Source organism: Mesorhizobium sp. M7D.F.Ca.US.005.01.1.1 (assembly GCF_003952545.1).
In the GTDB taxonomy this organism is placed as follows: domain Bacteria; phylum Pseudomonadota; class Alphaproteobacteria; order Rhizobiales; family Rhizobiaceae; genus Mesorhizobium; species Mesorhizobium loti.
In genome coordinates this window covers 1,405,629-1,424,710 of the sequence record NZ_CP034453.1, presented here as the reverse complement: position 1 = coordinate 1,424,710, position 19,082 = coordinate 1,405,629, and the positions used below count along the sequence as shown (strand labels likewise).

Here is a 19,082-nt window from a genome sequence, read left to right as displayed (position 1 = left end):
GAAACCGCTGTCAGCCAAGAAAAAGCCCGGCGCGAAGCCGGGCGTTTCTTGTCTCAGTGCTGATCGCCTATCAGTGATCCATGGCCTTGACGATTTCCTCGGTCATCTTCTTGGCGTCGCCGAGCAGCATCATGGTGCCGTCCTTGTAGAACAGCGTGTTGTCGATGCCGGCATAGCCGGAGCCGAGCGAGCGCTTGACGAACAGGCAGGTGCGGGCCTTGTCGACGTCGAGGATCGGCATGCCGTAGATCGGCGACGACTTGTCGTCGCGCGCGGACGGGTTGGTGACGTCGTTGGCGCCGATGACATAGGCGACATCGGCCTGCGCGAATTCGGAGTTGATGTCCTCGAGTTCGAATACTTCGTCATAAGGCACGTTGGCTTCGGCGAGCAGCACGTTCATGTGGCCGGGCATGCGGCCGGCGACCGGGTGAATGGCGTATTTGACGTCGACGCCATTGGCCTTGAGCTTGTCGGCCATTTCGCGCAGCGCGTGCTGCGCCTGGGCAACCGCCATGCCATAGCCGGGCACGATGATGACCTTCTGCGCGTTCATCATCAGATAGGCGGCGTCGTCGGCCGAGCCCTGCTTGACCGTACGCTCAATGCCGTCATCGGCCGCAGCAGCCGTCTCGCCGCCGAAGCCGCCGAGGATGACCGAGATGAAGCTCCGATTCATGCCCTTGCACATGATGTAGGACAGGATCGCGCCGGACGAGCCGACCAGCGCGCCGGTGATGATCAGCGCCAGATTGCCGAGCGTGAAGCCGAGGGCCGCCGCCGCCCAGCCCGAATAGGAGTTGAGCATCGAGACGACGACCGGCATGTCCGCGCCGCCGATCGGGATGATCAAGAGTATGCCAAGCACCAGCGAGGCGGCAACGATCAGCCAGAACACCAGCTTGGACTCGGTGGTGACCAGCAGCACGATCAAGACGACGAGCGCGATGGCAAGTGCCGCGTTGATGAAGTGGCGGCCGCCGATCATGATCGGCTTGCCCGACATGCGGCCGTCGAGCTTGAGGAAGGCGATGACCGAGCCAGTGAAGGTGATGGCGCCGATGGCGACGCCAAGGCTCATCTCGATCAGGGCCTGGGCGTGGATGTCGCCATCCGTGCCGATGCCAAAGCTTTCCGGGGCATAGATGGCGGCTGCCGCCACCATGACGGCGGCGAGGCCGACCAGCGAGTGGAAAGCAGCGACCAACTGTGGCATCGAGGTCATGGCGATGCGGCGCGCGGTGACCGCACCGACGCCGCCGCCAATGGCAAGGCCGAGCACGATCAAGCCGAAACGGCCAGCGGACGGGGTCGCCAGCGCCAGTGTGGTGGCGATGGCGATGCCCATGCCGATCATGCCGTAGAGATTGCCCTGCCGACTGGTGGTCGGATGCGACAGGCCGCGCAACGCCATGATGAACAGGACGCCGGAGACCAGATAGAGGAAGGACGCGAAGTTGGCGTTCATGGCGCTCTACTTGTCCTTCTTCTTGTACATGGCCAGCATGCGCTGGGTGACGAGGAAGCCGCCGAAGATATTGACCGACACCAGCATCAGCGCGACGAAGCCGAAGCCGGCGGCGATGCCGGAAGCGGCGATGCCGACGGCCAGCAGCGCGCCGACGACGATGACCGAGGAGATGGCGTTGGTGACGGCCATCAGCGGCGTGTGCAGTGCCGGCGTGACCGACCAGACGACATAATAGCCGACGAAGATCGCCAACACGAAGATGGCGAAGCGGAAGACGAAGGGATCGATGGCGCCGCCGGACAGCGCATGCGCGGCGTCACCCGCCGCATCGGCACCACCGGGCACGGTCGCCATATTGTGCACTGCCAGCCGAACTGCGGCGGAGGCCTGGTCGAGCTGGTCGAGGGCTTTCTGCAGGGTCTGGTCCATCACGCGATCCCTTTCGGCTTCGACGAGGGCGACTTGGGTGCGGCCGCCTTCTTGGGCGCGGCCTTCTTTGCAGTGGCAGGTTTGACTGAAGCGTCGGCGACCATGGTGGTGGCCGGGATCGCGGCCGGCTCGACACGCGGCTGCTGATCGGCCTTGGCGAAGGCTGGATGAACCACCTTGCCGCCATCGGTCAGCATCGTTGCCTTGACCAGATCGTCGTCGCGATTGATGGCAAGCGTCTTGGTCGTCTTGTCGACCAGCGTTTCGAGGAAGGCAAACAGGTTCCTGGCGTAAAGCAGCGAGGCCGACGCGGCGATGCGACCGGGCACATTGAGATGGCCGACGATCTTGACGTTGTTGGCGGTGGTGACGACCTTGCCGGCTTCCGCGCCCTCGACATTGCCGCCGCGTTCGACCGCCAGATCGACGAGCACCGAACCCGGCTTCATCGAGGCGACCATGGCCGCCGACACCAGTTTCGGTGCTGGCCGGCCCGGGATCAGCGCCGTGGTGATGACGATGTCCTGCTTGGCGATATGCTCTGATGTGAGTGCCGCCTGCTTGGCCTGGTATTCCTTCGACATTTCCTTGGCGTAGCCGCCAGCCGTTTCGGCCGCCTTGAATTCCTCGTCCTCGACCGCGAGGAACTTTGCGCCGAGCGAGGCGACCTGTTCCTTGGCGGCGGGACGAACGTCAGTGGCGGTGACGACCGCACCAAGCCGGCGCGCGGTGGCGATCGCCTGCAGGCCGGCAACGCCGACGCCCATGATGAAGACCTTTGCCGCCGGCACCGTGCCCGCCGCTGTCATCATCATCGGCAATGCGCGATCATATTCCGAAGCGCCGTCGATCACCGCCTGGTAGCCGGCAAGATTGGCTTGGCTAGACAGCACGTCCATCGACTGGGCGCGGGTGATGCGCGGCATGAATTCCATCGAAAAGGCGGTGACGCCGGCCTTGGCAAGGGCTGTCACGGCGGCATCGTTGCCATAGGGATCCATGATGGCGATGACCGCCGTACCGGGCTTGTAGCTCTTCAGCTCGGCATCACCAGGCCGACGCACCTTCAGCACCACATCGGCCTTGGCGACATCTGAAGCCTTGCCGATGGCAGCGCCGGCGCTCGCATAATCGGCATCGATGATGCGCGAATTCAGACCGGCGCCGGCCTCGACAACGACGTCGAAGCCCAGCGCCGCCAACCGTTTCACCGTATCGGGCGAGGCCGCGACGCGCGGCTCGTTGGCATCGAGTTCACGAGGGATGAAAACCGTCTGTCCCACCGCATGATCCTTTCGGCCGGAAGCTGTTTCCCGCAAGACGCCGGCCGGCCTCGCGGCGGCGCCATGGACAAGGTGTCGGAAAAATCTATCGGAGGATAAAGGCGCCGACGGCCAAAATCAGCACGAACAGGATAGTCGCCGAGAAGAAGCCGCCCGCGAAGAAACCGAAGGCCATCGCCAGAAGCAGGGCTCCGCAGAAAAGCGATCCATACTTGGCCAGTGCGAGGAAGCCCGCATAGGTGCGGTCATGCTCTGCATAGTCCATCTTCGCGCCCAGTTCGACAGGACCGGTCGGCGAGTGATCAGCCATAGGAATACCCCTTCGAAGACATCTTTCAGGCACATAGCGAAAAGCCGGGCCGAGAGCAATGGCGCTATTGCCGCATCGCAGCCGACAACTGCCTCAAAGGAAAATTGAAGCCGGCTGCCGACGCGCGCTAGAATCCGCCCCGGATCCGGGTGCCTGATCGGAAAGATCCTCCGAAAGCGGTCTAGGCGAACGCTGGCGCCGCCTCAAACGGCGCTGTCAGCCGACAAGATGCGGGAAAAGCCCGAGCAGTCCGACGACGATCAGATAGAGCGCGACGATGTAGTTCAACAGCCTTGGCATCACGAGGATCAGCACGCCGGCGATCAGCGAGATGAGCGGGGTGAGCGCAAGCGTGGAAATGGTCATGTCGGGTTCCTTTTGACAAATCCGTCGAAATGGAGACGCCGGGGGCAACGCCCCGCCGTCATCAGAACGCGAATCCGGCCGGAAAGCTCCAGGCATTCGCCAAAAATCGCGTGGCCTCAAGCGGCTTCGCGAAAATACTTTGCCGTTGGCAGGATGGTCAGCGGCGCCAGTTCGCCCGCACCAGGCGTCTCGAACAGCATGCGCTGCTCCATAGGTGTCGAGCGGAAGAACGGGAACCGAGAGAAGGAGCGCTCGCGGATCGCGTTGACGTTGGCCCTGTAGAGCACGACCTTGTAGTTCAGGCCTGGATAGTCGCGCAGCTCGCCGATCTGCTCCGAACAGTAGATGCGACGGTAGAAACCCGCATGTTCCGGCCGGATGGTCGACAGGCAGTAAGGTGCATCGAAATAGAAGCAAGCCATCCCGGCGAGGCGCAACGTCAGATAGGGAATCTGCGGATAGACCTTTGACCAGTCGGGGTCGGCGGCAAAGCGGCTCGGGTCGGTGAAATGCGCGCCGGCGGCGAGCATCGGCCGCAAGATGTCACCATAGACCGTGGTGGAGGGCGATTGCGGGGTCGCGCTGCAGGCATGATGGATGCGGAGCGTGCTGACCAGTTCCCCGTCAATGTAAATGCCGAACTTCGAGCAATTTTCGGCTTCGTCGAGCTCGTCATGCACAATATGATCTGGGTTTTCGACCACCATATCGCTCAGCCGATAGGACTTGTAGCGCAACCTGTAGATGTCTTCGAGATCTTCGCCCTTGTCGCAGCGGCGATACTCTGTGCGTTCTAGCATTGCCGAGACATTTCGAGCAAATCTCGACATGCTATCGGACGAATTTTCTCCGTCCGCGCCCGCCGCTTGGCGAAGCGCTGTCAACTGCGCATCCATCGTGCATCCCCGTAAGTTGCCGCCGCAGTTCAACCCTACGACAGGCCCCCGGGATGTAAAGATGAAAATGGGACAGGCGTTGTTTACTCATCGTTAACGTTAACAATTCGTAAAATTTTACGAAAAAGCATCACTTCTCTGTCAATAGATCAGCGGCGCGCCGCCCTCTTGGCTGTGTTGATGTCCTTGGCGAAGGGCCAGACCGTGGTCGACATGGTCTCGATGCCGGAGGCGCTGAGCGCCGAACCGAAAAGGAACCCCTGGACAAGGTCGGGCTTGACCTGCAGCGCCAGAATCTTGAGCTGCTCGAAGGTCTCGACGCCTTCGACGGTCACCGAAAGCCCCAGCGGCCGCGATAGGTTGACGATGCCCTTGAGCAGCTCGAGCGAACGGGGATTCTGGGTGACGTCCATCAGGAACGAGCGGTCGATCTTGATCTTGTCGAGCGGCAGCTTGTGCAGGTAGCTCAGGCTCGAATAGCCGGTGCCGAAATCGTCGAGCGCGATGCGCACGCCAATCTGCTTCAGCTCCTCGATGTACTGGCGCGTCAGCGACTTGTCGTCGAGCAGCGCCGTTTCGGTGACCTCGATCTCGAGCCGGCCGGCCGCGAGGCCGGTGCTGGCCAACGCATCGCGAACCTTCTGGATGACGTCGCGGTTGCGGAAATCCTTGGCGGAAAGATTGACCGAGACGCTGGTCTGGTCCGGCCATTTGGCGCATTCGGCGCAGGCTGCCTGCAGCACGAAGGTGCTGATCTCGGAAATGATGCCCATTTCCTCGGCCAATGGAATGAAGATGCTGGGCGAGACCGGTCCGAGATCGGGATGGTCCCACCGGCACAGCGCCTCGCAGCTGGCGATACGCATGGTGCTCATCGCCACGATCGGCTGATAGACCACCCGCAAGCCCTTGCTTTCCACCGCGCTGCGCAGATCCGCCTTCATCAGCTGACGGTTGCGGAAGGCGGCATCCATCGAGGCTTCGAACAGCCGCCAGCTGTTCTTGCCGAGCTCCTTGGCCTTGTAGAGCGCCAGGTCCGCCTTGACGATCATGGCGTCGACATCGGTGTCCTTGACCCGCGACAGCACCGCGCCGCCGCTGGCCTGGATGCGCAGCCCGTGACCGGCGACGTCCACCTCCCCCTGCAGTTCGGCGAAAATCTCGTCGAGCTGGCTGGTCAGATGGCTCTCGTCCTCGACGCGGTCGAAGAAGATCATGAACTCGTCGCCGCCGAAACGGCTGACCGTGATGCCTTGCCCGGCAATGGCGGCAAGCCGCTCGGCAACGGCGTAGATCAAGCCGTCGCCGATCGGATGGCCAAGCGTGTCGTTGACGCTCTTGAAATCGTCGAGGTCAAGCACCGCAAGGCCGCAGAGACGGTCGCGATCGCCTGATACCATGGCCTCGCCGATAAGTTCGTGGAAATAGGCGCGGTTGGGCAGGCCGGTGAGATTGTCGTAGCGTGCCATGAAGCGGATCTTGTCTTCCGCCTCGACACGGGCGGTGACGTCCTCGAAGGTGATGACACCCAGCTCCTGGCTGCCTTCGCGAGCCGAGAATTCGTAGTGCTGGCCGTTGGCGAGGGAAACCAGCACCTTGCGGTCGCGGCCCTCGCGCAGGGCGCGGGTCAGCTGAGCTTCGATATAGCGGCAATCCTTGGGCGCCAGCATGCCGCCGGCGACGCCACGCATCAAAAGACCATGGATCGACCGCCCGAGCAGCGCGTCCGGCGACTTCAGCGACATCAGATGCGCGGCCTCGGCATTGGCCACCGCGACGCGGCCGTCAGGGCCAAGCATGACAAGCCCATGCGACATGGTGTTGAGCGCCCGGTTGAAGCGCTGGGCGATGCGATTGGCCTTCTTTTCCTCGGACAGGGCAGCGAAAAGCACCTCGCGGACCAGATCGGCGAAGCGCTTGATGGCAAAAAGAAATGGCGCCGAAAGCAGGCCGAGAATGAAGTGATAAGGATCGCCACGCAGGATGAAGCCCAGCGAGATCGGCCAGGTCATGGTCATGATGAAGATCACGACCATCCTGGGCGAACCATAGTTGCGGCCAGCGATAGACGTGGCGGAGGCAAGCGTCACGCAGACGGCAGCTATCTCCGCGAATGAGTCATAGGCAAGGTAGATGCCGACAAAGCAAAAGGCACCAAGCATGAAGCCATGCATCGAGCCGTACAGTATGTAGTCGTTCTCGCGGCGACGCGCCTCTTCCCAATTTTGAGGCGACGGAGCGTGACGATATTTCCTGATGTTGCGAAGACGAAGGAAGGCGACGGTCAGCAATCCGAGGGTGACCGCGAGATAGGCCGGATCCCTGGTTTTCCAGTAAACCAGCACTACCAGCAGCGTTTGGGCAAAGAATCCGATCGAAAGCGTCAGCCCGTCGCGAAACAGGGTTTCCACGAACGGAATGTAGACGTCGACCGGGATCTCGTTCTTTTTTCTCAGATTCAACGCCTGAATCCCAACCCTTGGGGACCCAAGCAGTGTCACATCCGCCTTAAGAAAGATTTAGAGAGGCCCTCACGCCCCCGCCGTCAAGCCGGGTGACGCAACGGAAAGTGAGGAAACTGTCGTTCAGGTAAACAAGGCGTATCGATCATTCGGCGGCTTGAAGTTTCGGCCGCGCAGGCGTGCCCGACAGGCGTTCGAGCAGTCTTTGGCGCTCGCCGGCGGCCTTTTCCGCGCTGGCTTGGCGGACGTGGCCATAGCCGCGAATGAGAGCTGGCACCGATGCCAGCGCAACCGCCGCATCGACCCTGGCCGGGGCCAGCGATCCGGCGATGAGTTCCAGATCCGCCTCGTACCGAGCAAGAAGCTGCCGCTCCATGCGCCGCTCGGCGGTGTAGCCGAACAGGTCGAAGGCGGTGCCGCGCAGGCCCTTCATCGCCGCCAGCAGGCGAAAACCCTTCATCATCCAGGGCCCGAAGCTCGATTTCCTAGGGCTGCCGTCATTGCCGCGGCGGCCCATGATCGGCGGCGCGAGATGGAATTCGAGCTTTTCGTAGCTCTGGAACTGTTTTCCCAGTTCAGCGGCGAAAGAGCCGTCCGTGTAAAGACGCGCCACCTCGTATTCGTCCTTGATCGCCATCAGCTTGAACAGGTTCCTGGCGGCAGCTTCCGACACCACGGTCGAACCAGGCACGGCCTTCGTTTCGGCGGCGCGCAAAACGGCCAGTTTCTCGGCATAACGCCTGCCATAGGCGGCATTCTGATAGGCGGTCAGGAAAGCGACCCGGCGGGCAATGATATCGTCCAGCGTCTCGGCGACATCGGTAGCCTGGCCGGTCTTGCCAGCGACGGTTGGACCCGGCTGGGCGACGAGGCCGTGCACGAAATCCGGCTGATGGGCGGCGCGGCGGCCCCAGCGGAAGGCGGCGATGTTCATCGCCACGGCTTCGCCATTGAGCTCGATCGCCTTCTCGACGGCCTCGGCCGACAGCGGCAGGCCGCCATGCTGGAAGGCAAAGCCGAGCATGAACATGTTGGCGCCGAGCGAATTGCCGAAAAGTGCTGTGGCGGTGCGGGTGGCGTCGAAGAAATGCGCCTTGTCGTCGCCCGCGGCTGCACGGATCGCCTTCTTCAGCCGCTCTATCGGCAACGAAAAATCCGCCGAACGGGCGAACTCGCCGGGCATGATCTCGGCGGTGTTGGCGACAAAGATGGTGTGGCCCTCACGCACCGCGGTCAGCACCTTCTTGGCGCCCGAGACGACGAGGTCGCAGCCAAGCACGAGATCGGCCCTGCCGGCCGAGACGCGGATGGCATGGATGTCGTCCGGGGTGCGGGCGATGCGGACATGGGTGAACACCGAACCGCCCTTCTGTGCGAGGCCGGCCATGTCGATCATGCCGCAGCCCTTGTCCTCGAGATGCGCCGCCATGCCGAGCACCGCACCGACGGTGACGACGCCGGTGCCGCCGACGCCGTCGATGATCGCTGCCCAGCCCTGCTCGCCAAGCGGGAATTCGGCCGGCACCGGCACGCCTTCCAGCGGATCGGCCTTGCCGGCCAGGCCCTCGGCCTTGCGGATCTTGGCGCCGTGCACGGTGACGAAGGACGGGCAGAAGCCGTTGACGCAGGAGAAATCCTTGTTGCAGCTCGACTGGTCGATCTTGCGCTTGCGGCCGAATTCGGTTTCGACCGGCTGGATCGAGACGCAGTTCGACTGCACGCCGCAATCGCCGCAGCCTTCGCAGACCAGCTCGTTGATGAAGACGCGCTTGTCGGGATCAGGGAATGTGCCGCGCTTGCGGCGGCGGCGCTTTTCGGCGGCGCAGGTCTGGTCATAGAGCAGCACGGAAACGCCCTGGACGTCGCGCAGCTGGCGCTGGACGAGATCCAGGTCGTCGCGGTGATGAATGCTGGCACCGGCCGGGAATTCAGCCTTCCCGGCATATTTGTCCGGCTCATCGGTGACGATGGCGATGCGGTCGACGCCCTCCGCGCGTACCTGCCGGGCGATCATGTCGACGGTCAGGCCGCCTTCGTGCGGCTGGCCGCCGGTCATGGCGACGGCGTCGTTGTAGAGAATCTTGTAGGTGATGTTGGCGTCGGTCGACAGCGCGAAGCGGATCGCCAGCGTGCCGGAATGGTTGTAGGTGCCGTCGCCGAGATTCTGGAAGATGTGGCCACGCTTCGAGAACGGCGCCTGGCCGACCCACTGCGCGCCCTCGCCGCCCATGGCCGTGAACCCGACGGTGTTGCGGTCCATCCACAGCGCCATGAAATGGCAACCAATGCCGGCCGCGGCGATCGAGCCGTCCGGCACCTTGGTGGACGAATTGTGCGGGCAACCGGAACAGAAGAACGGCGTGCGCGAGCCGATGTCGGTGGCGTCGGCCAGCATTGCCTGGAACTGGCGCAGCTTTGCCACCCGCGCCGAGATCTCTTCGGACGGACCGATGGTTTTGACGATCCTCTCGCCAAGCGCGATGGCGATCTCGTTGGGGTCGAGCGCACCCTTGGCCGGGAACAGCCAGTCGCCGCGCTCATCCTTCTTGCCGACAATGACCGGCTGCGTTGCGGTGCCGTAAAGGCTTTCGCGCAGCTGCACCTCGATCAGCGAGCGCTTTTCCTCGACGACGACGATGGTGTCGAGGCCGCGGGCAAAATCAGCGATGTGATGCAGATCGAGCGGCCAGGGGCAGCCGACCTTGAACAGCCGCACACCGATGCGGTTGGCGGCCGCCTCGTCGATGCCGATGTCCTCCAACGCCTGGCGGACATCGAGATAGCTCTTGCCCAGCGTGATGATGCCGATTTTCGGGTTGCGGCCGCCCGAATAGACGATGCGGTTCAGCCCGTTGGCATGGATGAACGCCGAGGCCGCGGCGCGCTTGTGCTCATGCAGCCGCTCCTCCTGGCCGAGCATGTCGATCTCGTGGCGGATGTTGAGACCGCCGGGCGGCATATCGAACTCAGGCACGACGATGTTCAGCCGCTCGAGCGAGGCATCGACCGAGGCCGTCGATTCGATGTTGTCCTTGACGCATTTGATCGCCGCCCAGGTGCCGGCAAAGCGCGACATGGCAAAGCCGTAGAGCCCGTAGTCGATAATCTCCTGGACGCCTGCCGGGTTGAGGATCGGCACCATCGTGTCGACGAACAGGAATTCGGTGGCATGCGCATTGGTCGAGGATTCGGCCATATGGTCATCGCCCATCAGGGCGAGCACACCGCCATGTCTGGACGAGCCGGCGAGATTGGCATGGCGGAACACATCGCCGGAGCGATCGACACCCGGCCCCTTGCCGTACCAGACCGAAAAGACACCGTCATGGGTGCCCTCGCCCAGCAATTCGGTCTGCTGCGATCCCCAGCAAGCGGTGGCGGCAAGCTCCTCGTTGAGCCCGGGCTGGAAGACGATGTCGGCCTGAGCGAGCTGCTTCTTCGCCTTCCACAGCTGCATGTCGAGGCCGCCGAGCGGCGAACCGCGATAGCCGGAGACGAAGCCGGCCGTGTTCAGGCCGGCGCGGCGATCACGCTCGCGCTGCATCAGTAGCATGCGGATGACCGCCTGCGCGCCGGACAGGAAGATGCGCTCCTTTCCAAGGTCGAACTTGTCGTCGAGCGCGACGTCATGCAGCGTCATCAGGAATTTCCTCTGCGGAGGCCGCGCGGGGGCAGGCAGCCAACGTCGGGGTCGGATGACGCATCCTTTCTCCCCTTGCAAGGCAGGTCAAACAAAATCGCAGGTACCAGGCAACGCGCAACGAACAGTCCGTGGCCATCTCGAATCCCGCACGAAACCGACCAGCGGATGTTTCCCGGCGCACGAAAATTTCAGCTGCAGCCAGGGCCGGCAGCGATGCGTCAGCTGCCCTTCGAGCAATCCGGCTTCGGTTCGCCCGGCAGCTTGCCGTCGGGATGGCCGACGAGATCGGGATTGGCGGTATAGAGCTGGTCGATGACCAGTGGCCGGTCGGGCAGGACCGACTGGTCTTCCGTCGACATCAGCGTGGTGTCGATCTTCTGCAGAACCGCACCGTCGGCATCCTTGATGCTGATGGCAATCGCATAGGGCTTGTTCTTGACGACGCAGGTCAGCGCCGGGCTCTCCAGCGTCACCTTGTCGAGCTTTGGCCACACCTTTTGCTCGACCACCAGAGGCGCGCCACCGGCGGGATCCTGGAAGCTGGCGATCGCGACCTGGCCCTCTCCCATCGGCTGCAGCGGCCGCAGCGTCACCACATAGGTCGCCCTGGCGAGGCGGTAGTTGAAGACGAATATCTTGCCGGAAATCTCGAACAGCTTGCCTTCGGCGTTGCCGGTATCGCGGCAGGCGCCGAGCGCCACGGCGGCAATGAGTGCCGCGCCGACAACGATCGAACGGGAAAGACCCTTAGGCATTCTTGACCTCATTGGCCGCCATGCGGCGGCGACGATAGTGACGACTTGCCTTCTGGCGGTTACCGCACACCGCCATGTCGCACCAAAGGCGGCTGGAATTGCGGCTTCTGTCGACAAACAGCCAGGTGCAGTTTGGACAGATCCTGAGCCTTGCGACGGTGTCGTCGCGCAGCAACGACAGCGCGGAAACCGCCAACGCCGCCTCGAAGGCGATCGGCGTCAGGGGATCACCGAACGGCCTTCCCGGCGCACCGATCTCGGTCCGGCTGCCGGCCAGACCCTCGGCGCAGGCTCTCAGGAACCCCGGCAGATCGGTGGTGACAACCGCGCCCGTCGACACGGCACCGCGAAACAGCCGGTCCGTCGCCTCGCGGATCGACAGCACGACGGGTGCGATCGTCTCCGGTGACGGTGCAGCCAGCGGCCTGTCGCCAAGCTCGGCGGCCCGAAAGCGGCTCGCCGCATCGGCGAAGCGGGCAATCTCGGACGGATCATCGAAACGGTCGAAGGTCCGCTCCGGATCGCCGCGCAGCACGACGGTGTTCGCCGTGTCGAGCGCAAGCAGGCCGCCGGTGAAGCGGTGCGGGGTCCAGGATACCGTCATGCCCAGAAATCTAACCGATAAATCGCATTTGACAAGTTAGATTCAGCAATGCAGGTTCTCTGCCGGGCGCGGACTCCGCAGCCTTTGTCTTGAGCGTGTCGTTGTACCAAAACCGCTTTGCACTTTTGGGCGACATGCTCCGAGGGTTTCGCATGCTCTACTTCTTCCAGCAGGTGCTGAACGGGCTGCATTCGGGCGCGCTCTACGCGTTGCTCGCCTTCGGCTATGTGCTGACCAACGGCATCCTGCACCGCACCAACCTCGCCTATGGCGCGCTGTTCGCCTTTTGCGGCCAGACGATGATCCTGACCGCTGCCTTCGGCTATCAGGTGCTATGGCTCACGCTGCTCGCGGCGGTGGCGCTCGGCGTCGTCGCGGCTTTCCTCTATGCCGCGCTGATCAGCCACGTGCTGTCGCGCAGCGTCTTCGAACCGTTGGCCGACCGTACACCCAACGCGATCGTGGTGACGACGCTCGGCATATTGCTGTTGTTGTCGGAGGCGAGCCGCATCGCCGCCGATACGCATGATCTGTGGCTGCCGCCGATGCTGGCGCAGCCCATCGTTTTCGCGCAGGGCGCGACCTTTAAGGCAACGCTCACGCTCATCCAGCTCATCGATTGCGCGGTGGCGCTGGCGGCAATCGCGCTGGCCAGTTGGGCGTTTGCCCGCTCAAGCTTCGGCCGGCGCTGGCGCGCCGTCTCCGACGATCCCAAGGCGGCGGCGATGTGCGGCGTCGACGTGCGCGCGGTGTTCCGGCATGCGGTGCTATTCGGCGGTTTCTGCGCCGCGCTGGCCGGTGTCATGGCCGGCCTCTATTACGGCAATGTCAGCTTCGGTTCGGGCCTCGTGTACGGATTGAAGATCCTGTTCGTGACGGCGGTCGGCGGCTATCTGTCGCCGCAAAGGGCGGCGCTGGGCGCGGCCGCCTTCGGCATGGCCGAATCGCTGTGGGCCGGCTATTTCCCGGTCGAATGGCGCGATGCGTGGATGTATCTGTTCCTGGTCGCCACGCTGGTACTGATCGGCGCCGGCCGCGACACCGGCAAGATCGCCTGAGCCATCAGACTTTGGTTGCATGACGTCGCGGCAACCGTCCCACAGCCGGCGCTCGCATCCATTTGATGGTGTTTTGTTGCTTCCATCCTTGTTGACCCGTCAGTCCACGCGCGGCATACCGTTGGACCACGCGGCGTGACGGACAAGAAGGGGGAAGCCGGCACGCCTCCGGTACAAGGGAGGAATGCATGGCAGGGCTGCTCGCTCTATCCAGGACCATTGATCGCGCCAACGAATTCATCGGCAAATGGGTATCGTGGCTGATCCTGCTGGCGATCCTGGTGAGCGCCGCCAACGCCATCATCCGCAAGGTCTTCGACATATCCTCGAACGCCTGGCTCGAGCTGCAGTGGTATCTGTTCGGCGCCGCCTTCATGCTGGCCGCCGCCTATACGCTGAAGCAGAACGAACATATCCGCATCGACATCGTCTACGGCCTGTTCCCACGCCGCGTGCAGCACTGGATCGACCTCTTCGGCCATGTCTTCTTCCTGATGCCGTTCGTGACGCTGATGGTGGTCTATTTCGTTCCCTATGTATCGCTGTCGTTTCGCAGCGGCGAGATGTCCAACAATTCCGGCGGGCTGATCATCTGGCCGGCCAAGGCAATCCTGCTCGTCGGCTTTTTCCTGCTCGCGCTGCAGGGCATCTCCGAGATCATCAAGAAGATCGCCATCATGCGCGGCGACATGGACGACCCCAATCCCTTCATATCGGCACATGAGCAGGCCGAGCTCGAAGCCAAGGCGCTGGCCGACGAGGTGCGCTCGTGATGGAGTTCATCGCCCAGAACATGGCGCCCATCATGTTCGCCTCGCTGATCATCTTCCTGCTGATCGGCTATCCCGTCGCCTTTTCGCTGGCAGCCAACGGCTTGATGTTCTTTTTCATCGGCGTGCTCCTGTCGCCCTATTCCGGTGGGTCGATCAACCTCGCCTGGCCGCTCCTGCACGCATTGCCGGATAATTTCTACGGCAGCCGGGTGATGTCGAACGACACGCTGCTGGCCATTCCGTTCTTCACCTTCATGGGCATCGTGCTCGAACGATCGGGCATGGCCGAAGACCTGCTCGACACGATCGGCCAGCTGTTCGGTCCGATCCGCGGCGGCCTCGCCTACGCGGTGATCTTCGTCGGGGCGCTGTTGGCGGCAACCACCGGCGTGGTGGCGGCTTCCGTCATCGCCATGGGCCTGATCTCGCTGCCGATCATGCTGCGCTATGGTTATGACCGCCGGCTGGCATCCGGGGTCATTGCCGCGTCGGGCACGCTTGCCCAGATCATCCCGCCCTCGCTGGTGCTGATCGTGCTCGCCGACCAGCTCGGCCGCTCGGTCGGCGACATGTATGCCGGCGCGCTGATCCCCGGTCTCGTCCTGACCGGCCTCTACGCGCTCTACATCCTGATCGTTTCGATCTTCCGGCCAAAAATGGTGCCGGCGCTGCCGCTGGAGGCGCGCACGCTCGGCCATGGCGTGATGTCCCTACTGGTGGCATTGGCGGTCACGGTCGCGATTTCCTACGCGGCTTATCGCTATCTCGCGCCGGCACATGGCGACAATGCCGACATTCTCGGCGCCACTGCCGGGGTGCTCTTCATCTACATCGTGGCGATCGCCGACAAGGGCCTGAACTTCAACATGATGTCCAGGCTGGCCCAGCAGGTGATCATCGTGCTGATCCCGCCGCTGGCGCTGATCTTCCTGGTGCTGGGCACCATCTTCCTTGGCATCGCCACCCCGACGGAGGGCGGCGCCATGGGCTCTGTCGGCGCCCTGATCATGGCGGCGGCAAAGGGCCGGCTGTCGCTGGACGTGGTCAAACAGGCACTGACCTCGACGACGCGGCTGTCGTCCTTCGTGCTGTTCATCCTGATCGGCGCGCGGGTGTTCTCGCTGACCTTCTACGGCGTCAACGGCCACATCTGGGTCGAACACCTCTTGACCTCGCTGCCGGGCGGCGAAGTCGGCTTCCTCATCGGCGTTAACATTCTCGTCTTCTTCCTCGCCTTCTTCCTCGACTTCTTCGAGCTCGCCTTCATCATCGTACCGCTGCTGGCGCCGGCCGCCGACAAGCTCGGCATCGACCTGATCTGGTTCGGCGTGCTTCTGGGCGTCAACATGCAGACCAGCTTCATGCACCCGCCCTTCGGCTTCGCGCTCTTCTACCTGCGCTCGGTGGCCGCCCGCGTGCCCTATCTTGACCGCCTCACCGGCAAACAGATCGCGCCGGTCACCACCGGACAGATCTATTGGGGCGCGGTGCCCTTCGTCTGTATCCAGGTGATCATGATCGGGCTGACCATCACCTTCCCGCAAATGGTGATGCACTACAAGGGAACGACCGTCGATCCGGGCACCATCGACTACAAGGTGCCGGAGGTGCCCGGCCTGTCGCCGCTCGGTACGCCGCCGGCGGATGGTGCAGCACCTGCTGGTGGCGGCACGGCGCCGGCAGCCCCTGACCTTTCGCAACCGCCGAGTTTCGGCGACGCGCCGCCGGCCAAGCCGGCAGCGCCACAGCCGGACCTGTCGCAGCCACCAAGCTTCAACTGAGACCGCCATGGCGACGATGATGAAAGCGGTGAGGCTTGAGGCGGTGGGCAGCATCGCGCTGCGCGACGTCGCCAGGCCTGACATCGGACCGGACGAGCTTCTGGTGCGGATCGAAGCCTGCGGTGTCTGTGGCACGGACCGGCATCTGTTTCACGGCGAATTCCCGTGCACGCCGCCGGTGACGCCCGGCCATGAGTTTTCCGGCATCGTCGAAGCGATCGGCAAATCCGTCTCGGGCTTTGCCGTCGGCGATCGCGTCACCGGCGACCCCAACATTGCCTGCGGGCGTTGCGCGCATTGTCACGCCGGGCGGGTCAACCTCTGCAGCAATCTGCGCGCCATCGGCATCCATCGTGATGGCGGTTTTGCCGACTATCTTGCCTTGCCGCAGAAGCAGGCTTTTGTCCTTCCCGCCGATCTGAAGCCGACACATGGTGCCTTCTGCGAGCCGCTCGGCTGTTGCCTGCATGGCGTGGACCTTGCCGGGCTCAAACCGGGCAGCTCGGTGGTCGTGCTTGGCGGCGGCGTGATCGGCCTGCTCACCGTGCAACTGGCAAGACTGGCCGGGGCCACGACCATCATCCTGTCGACCAGGCAAGCCTCGCGGCGCGCCCTTGCTAGGGATTTCGGCGCGACAGTGACGGTCGATCCGACCGCCGCCGATGTCGTCAAGGCCATCGCCGGACCGGCCGGTCTGGTGCCAGGTGGTGTCGACGTCGTCTTCGAATGCGCGGGCGTGCGAGAGACCGTCGAGCAGTCGATGCGGCTGGCCCGCGCCGGTGGCACGGTCGTCATCGTCGGCGTGACGCCGCAAGGCATGAAAGCGGAATTCGAGCCCTTCGACCTGCTGTTCCGGGAACTGAAAGTGCTCGGTTCCTTCCTCAATCCCTACACCCATCGCCGCGCCGCCGAACTCATTGCATCGGGTGCAATCGAGATCGACAGGTTGATCTCCAGGCAGGTGCCGCTTGAAGACGCGGCGGCAGTAGTCGCCAATCCACCGGCGCCCGGCGAGGTCAAGGTGCTGGTGGTGCCGCGCCGAGACTGAGCTGCCCGGGCCGTCATCCGGCCTTGCGCGCATGCTTGCCGGCAACCCATTGATCGGCTATTGGGGGGCGCCGAAAAAGACATGACCGGTCCGGTAGTCCGGTCTCTTCCGTTTCTGTTTTCGAGCATGATCTCTGGACAAACGGAAACCGTTTGTCCGTGAAAAACCGGACGCCACTTTTCGGGATCATGCTTGGCGGAAGCCTGTTCACCGCATGATTTGCGGGAGAACCCGCGGCCGGCAAGCGAGGCGAAAGCCCGTGGGCCGGTTGGGTCATGTCCGGCTTTCCTGATGCCACGCCCGCCGGTTCACGGTCTGCAGCCAAGCCTGTCCGCATTTCAACCCGCGACAGGACAACGACCATGAAACTGAACCACGCCAATCTCGTTACGCCAGAAGTCACGGCTCTTGCCGGCTTCTTCACCAGCCATTTCGGCTTCGAGCTTCTCGCTGTGCGCGGCAAGGATGCTTTTGCCGTGCTGCGCGGGACCGATGGCTTCATCCTCAACCTGATGATTCCGGGCAAGGGAGAGACCGCCAGCTATCCCGGCGGCTTTCACATCGGCTTCCTCGTCGGCAAACCGAACATCGTGCATGCAAAACAGGCCGAGCTTGCCGATGCGGGCTTCGCGCCTGGCGAGGTGCAAGAGCTGACGCGCGGCGGCGTCAGCTCGACGACCTTCTATTGCCACGCGCCGGGCGGAATACTGGTCGAGGTCAGTTCCTCGCCGGCCTGAAAAGAAAGACCCCAGGCGAGCAGGCCCGGGGTCTTTGGATGAAGGCGATGGGCTGCTCTATCTCTTTGTTTGACGCAATTCCGGACGGAAAACCGCTGCGCACTTTTCCTGGAATTGCTCTAGAGCTTGCCGTTGCGCTGCTGCACCATCATGAAGGTGTCGTAATTGTATTCGGCCACCTGCGCCCAGAGATAATGCTCCTTGCGGAAGCCCTTGATCGATTCCCAGATCTTCTTGAACGGGGCGTTGGAGGCTTCCATTTCGGCGTAGACCTCGTTGGCCTTTTCGAAGCAGGCGGCCATGATCTCCTGGCTGAACGGCCGCAGTTTCGCGCCACCAGCCACCAGCCGCTTCACCGCCGCAGGGTTCAAATAATCGTATTTCTGCAGCATGTTGGCGTCGGCAGCCTGCGCGGCAGTGCGCAGCAGCGACTTGTACGTCGGCGAAAGCTCGTCGTATTTCGCCTTGTTGAACATCAGGTGGACGGTCGGGCCGCCTTCCCACCAGCCGGGATAATAGTAATAGGGCGCGACCTTGTAGAAGCCGAGCTTCTCGTCGTCATAGGGGCCGACCCATTCGGCGGCGTCGATGGTGCCTTTTTCCAGCGCCGGATAGATATCGCCGCCAGCGATCTGCTGCGGCACGACGCCGAGCTTCTGCACCACCTTGCCGGCAAAGCCGCCGATACGCATCTTGAGGCCGGAAAGGTCAGCCACCGTGTTGATCTCCTTGCGGAACCAGCCGCCCATCTGCACACCGGTGTTGCCGCCCGGCAGGCCGAAAAGGCCCTGCGTGGCGAGAAACTCGTTGAACAGGTCGATGCCGCCGCCATGGTAGTGCCAGGCATTCATGCCGCGCGCGTTGAGCGAGAAGGGAACGGCCGCACCGAGCGCCCATGTCGGGTCCTTGCCCCAGTAATAATATGCCACCGTGTGGCAGGCCTCGACCGTGCCGGCCGTGGTGGCGTCGGCCGCCTGCAGGCCCGGCACCAGCTCGCCGGCGGCGAAGACCTGTATCTGGAAATTGCCATCGGTGGCTTCCGACAGCATCTTGGAAAATACCTCGGCGCCGCCGTAGATGGTGTCGAGCGACTTCGGGAAGGACGACGCCAGCCGCCACGTCACCTTGGGATTGGACTGGGCTATTGCGGGCGCCGCCAGCGTGGCCGCCGCCGCTGCGGCACCGACGCCGGTGACACCGGCCTTGCGAATGAATGAACGACGATCCATGAAGTTCCTCCCTTTTGGATCAACAGACCGACGTACGGGAAATCCTCGGTTTCCGTGTCGGTTCGTTCGAGACAATACACAGGCAAGAAGTCGAGTCCAGCACGCCGGCCCGATTTGACAGCGAAGCCCAGCTGCCCTGCAACTATAGTCTAACAGGCCGTTTCGTGGCCCATGCGACACGCTGAAACTTGGCATGGAAAAATAACCAGGGATCGCCTATTTTAGAGGCAGGACATC

16 protein-coding genes are annotated in these 19,082 nt (G+C 63.2%); 5 read left to right on the top strand and 11 right to left on the bottom strand.

Annotation, left to right across the window (positions count from 1 at the left end; translation table 11 throughout):
• Nucleotides 1-70 precede the first annotated feature (70 nt).
• The 10 genes from EJ076_RS06940 to EJ076_RS06895 all read right to left on the bottom strand — a co-directional run bounded on the left by EJ076_RS06940 (nucleotide 71) and on the right by EJ076_RS06895 (nucleotide 12,219).
• Entirely contained in the window at nucleotides 71-1,468 is a 1,398-nt protein-coding gene (locus EJ076_RS06940) for an NAD(P)(+) transhydrogenase (Re/Si-specific) subunit beta (protein ID WP_109665727.1), read from the bottom strand.
• Nucleotides 1,469-1,474: 6 nt separating this feature from the next.
• On the bottom strand, nucleotides 1,475-1,903 hold the full coding sequence (locus EJ076_RS06935) for a proton-translocating transhydrogenase family protein (protein ID WP_206438770.1): 429 nt from the start codon (nucleotides 1,901-1,903) through the stop codon (nucleotides 1,475-1,477).
• Nucleotides 1,900-3,183 carry a Re/Si-specific NAD(P)(+) transhydrogenase subunit alpha gene (locus EJ076_RS06930; RefSeq protein WP_126067379.1) on the bottom strand — a complete coding sequence of 428 codons (1,284 nt, stop codon included), beginning with the start codon at nucleotides 3,181-3,183 and terminating at the stop codon, nucleotides 1,900-1,902. Before EJ076_RS06930 ends, EJ076_RS06935 begins: the two co-directional genes overlap by 4 nt.
• 85 nt (nucleotides 3,184-3,268) lie before the next feature.
• Nucleotides 3,269-3,493 carry an aa3-type cytochrome c oxidase subunit IV gene (locus EJ076_RS06925; protein WP_013528204.1) on the bottom strand — a complete coding sequence of 75 codons (225 nt, stop codon included), beginning with the start codon at nucleotides 3,491-3,493 and terminating at the stop codon, nucleotides 3,269-3,271.
• Between the two features lie 216 nt (nucleotides 3,494-3,709).
• A complete protein-coding gene (locus tag EJ076_RS06920) occupies nucleotides 3,710-3,859 on the bottom strand; it encodes a DUF3096 domain-containing protein (protein WP_109665714.1) in 150 nt (49 codons plus the stop codon).
• 116 nt (nucleotides 3,860-3,975) lie between these two features.
• Nucleotides 3,976-4,755 (bottom strand): hypothetical protein, encoded by a 780-nt coding sequence (locus tag EJ076_RS06915; RefSeq protein ID WP_126067378.1) that lies wholly within the window; start codon nucleotides 4,753-4,755, stop codon nucleotides 3,976-3,978.
• A gap of 149 nt (nucleotides 4,756-4,904) precedes the next feature.
• On the bottom strand, nucleotides 4,905-7,217 hold the full coding sequence (locus EJ076_RS06910) for an EAL domain-containing protein (protein WP_109665708.1): 2,313 nt from the start codon (nucleotides 7,215-7,217) through the stop codon (nucleotides 4,905-4,907).
• A gap of 145 nt (nucleotides 7,218-7,362) precedes the next feature.
• Entirely contained in the window at nucleotides 7,363-10,857 is a 3,495-nt protein-coding gene (locus EJ076_RS06905) for an indolepyruvate ferredoxin oxidoreductase family protein (protein WP_126067377.1), read from the bottom strand.
• A gap of 221 nt (nucleotides 10,858-11,078) precedes the next feature.
• Nucleotides 11,079-11,615: a hypothetical protein gene (locus EJ076_RS06900; protein WP_126067376.1), complete on the bottom strand. Its 537-nt coding sequence runs from the start codon at nucleotides 11,613-11,615 to the stop codon at nucleotides 11,079-11,081.
• Nucleotides 11,608-12,219, bottom strand: coding sequence for a CGNR zinc finger domain-containing protein (locus EJ076_RS06895; protein WP_126067375.1), 612 nt, complete (start codon nucleotides 12,217-12,219; stop codon nucleotides 11,608-11,610). The genes EJ076_RS06900 and EJ076_RS06895 overlap by 8 nt, the downstream gene beginning before the upstream one ends.
• 152 nt (nucleotides 12,220-12,371) lie before the next feature.
• Here EJ076_RS06895 and EJ076_RS06890 point away from each other — a divergent pair, with 152 nt between their 5' ends.
• From EJ076_RS06890 to EJ076_RS06870, 5 genes are all read left to right on the top strand, one after another.
• Nucleotides 12,372-13,277 carry a branched-chain amino acid ABC transporter permease gene (locus EJ076_RS06890; protein ID WP_126067374.1) on the top strand — a complete coding sequence of 302 codons (906 nt, stop codon included), beginning with the start codon at nucleotides 12,372-12,374 and terminating at the stop codon, nucleotides 13,275-13,277.
• Between the two features lie 188 nt (nucleotides 13,278-13,465).
• A complete protein-coding gene (locus tag EJ076_RS06885; protein WP_126067373.1) occupies nucleotides 13,466-14,050 on the top strand; it encodes a TRAP transporter small permease subunit in 585 nt (194 codons plus the stop codon).
• Nucleotides 14,050-15,831 carry a TRAP transporter large permease subunit gene (locus EJ076_RS06880; protein ID WP_109665686.1) on the top strand — a complete coding sequence of 594 codons (1,782 nt, stop codon included), beginning with the start codon at nucleotides 14,050-14,052 and terminating at the stop codon, nucleotides 15,829-15,831. Before EJ076_RS06885 ends, EJ076_RS06880 begins: the two co-directional genes overlap by 1 nt.
• A gap of 19 nt (nucleotides 15,832-15,850) precedes the next feature.
• Nucleotides 15,851-16,879, top strand: a complete 1,029-nt coding sequence (locus EJ076_RS06875) for a zinc-dependent alcohol dehydrogenase family protein (RefSeq protein WP_164548825.1) — start codon at nucleotides 15,851-15,853, stop codon at nucleotides 16,877-16,879.
• A 362-nt stretch (nucleotides 16,880-17,241) separates the two neighbouring features.
• Nucleotides 17,242-17,616: a VOC family protein gene (locus tag EJ076_RS06870; RefSeq protein ID WP_126067371.1), complete on the top strand. Its 375-nt coding sequence runs from the start codon at nucleotides 17,242-17,244 to the stop codon at nucleotides 17,614-17,616.
• Nucleotides 17,617-17,735: 119 nt separating this feature from the next.
• Here the strand turns inward: EJ076_RS06870 and EJ076_RS06865 are convergent, their stop codons facing one another.
• Entirely contained in the window at nucleotides 17,736-18,845 is a 1,110-nt protein-coding gene (locus EJ076_RS06865; RefSeq protein ID WP_126067370.1) for a TRAP transporter substrate-binding protein, read from the bottom strand.
• Nucleotides 18,846-19,082: the final 237 nt, after the last annotated feature.

Excerpts from the sequence above, each read along its gene's own strand:
- EJ076_RS06895 (WP_126067375.1), bottom strand. The coding sequence starts at position 12,219 with ATGACGGTATCCTGGACCCCGCACCGCTTCACCGGCGGCCTGCTTGCG.
- EJ076_RS06880 (WP_109665686.1), top strand. The coding sequence starts at position 14,050 with ATGGAGTTCATCGCCCAGAACATGGCGCCCATCATGTTCGCCTCGCTG.
- EJ076_RS06940 (WP_109665727.1), bottom strand. The coding sequence starts at position 1,468 with ATGAACGCCAACTTCGCGTCCTTCCTCTATCTGGTCTCCGGCGTCCTG.
- EJ076_RS06875 (WP_164548825.1), top strand. The coding sequence starts at position 15,851 with ATGAAAGCGGTGAGGCTTGAGGCGGTGGGCAGCATCGCGCTGCGCGAC.
- EJ076_RS06915 (WP_126067378.1), bottom strand. The coding sequence starts at position 4,755 with ATGGATGCGCAGTTGACAGCGCTTCGCCAAGCGGCGGGCGCGGACGGA.
- EJ076_RS06920 (WP_109665714.1), bottom strand. The coding sequence starts at position 3,859 with ATGACCATTTCCACGCTTGCGCTCACCCCGCTCATCTCGCTGATCGCC.
- EJ076_RS06870 (WP_126067371.1), top strand. The coding sequence starts at position 17,242 with ATGAAACTGAACCACGCCAATCTCGTTACGCCAGAAGTCACGGCTCTT.
- EJ076_RS06900 (WP_126067376.1), bottom strand. The coding sequence starts at position 11,615 with ATGCCTAAGGGTCTTTCCCGTTCGATCGTTGTCGGCGCGGCACTCATT.
- EJ076_RS06865 (WP_126067370.1), bottom strand. The coding sequence starts at position 18,845 with ATGGATCGTCGTTCATTCATTCGCAAGGCCGGTGTCACCGGCGTCGGT.
- EJ076_RS06885 (WP_126067373.1), top strand. The coding sequence starts at position 13,466 with ATGGCAGGGCTGCTCGCTCTATCCAGGACCATTGATCGCGCCAACGAA.
- EJ076_RS06905 (WP_126067377.1), bottom strand. The coding sequence starts at position 10,857 with ATGACGCTGCATGACGTCGCGCTCGACGACAAGTTCGACCTTGGAAAG.
- EJ076_RS06890 (WP_126067374.1), top strand. The coding sequence starts at position 12,372 with ATGCTCTACTTCTTCCAGCAGGTGCTGAACGGGCTGCATTCGGGCGCG.
- EJ076_RS06925 (WP_013528204.1), bottom strand. The coding sequence starts at position 3,493 with ATGGCTGATCACTCGCCGACCGGTCCTGTCGAACTGGGCGCGAAGATG.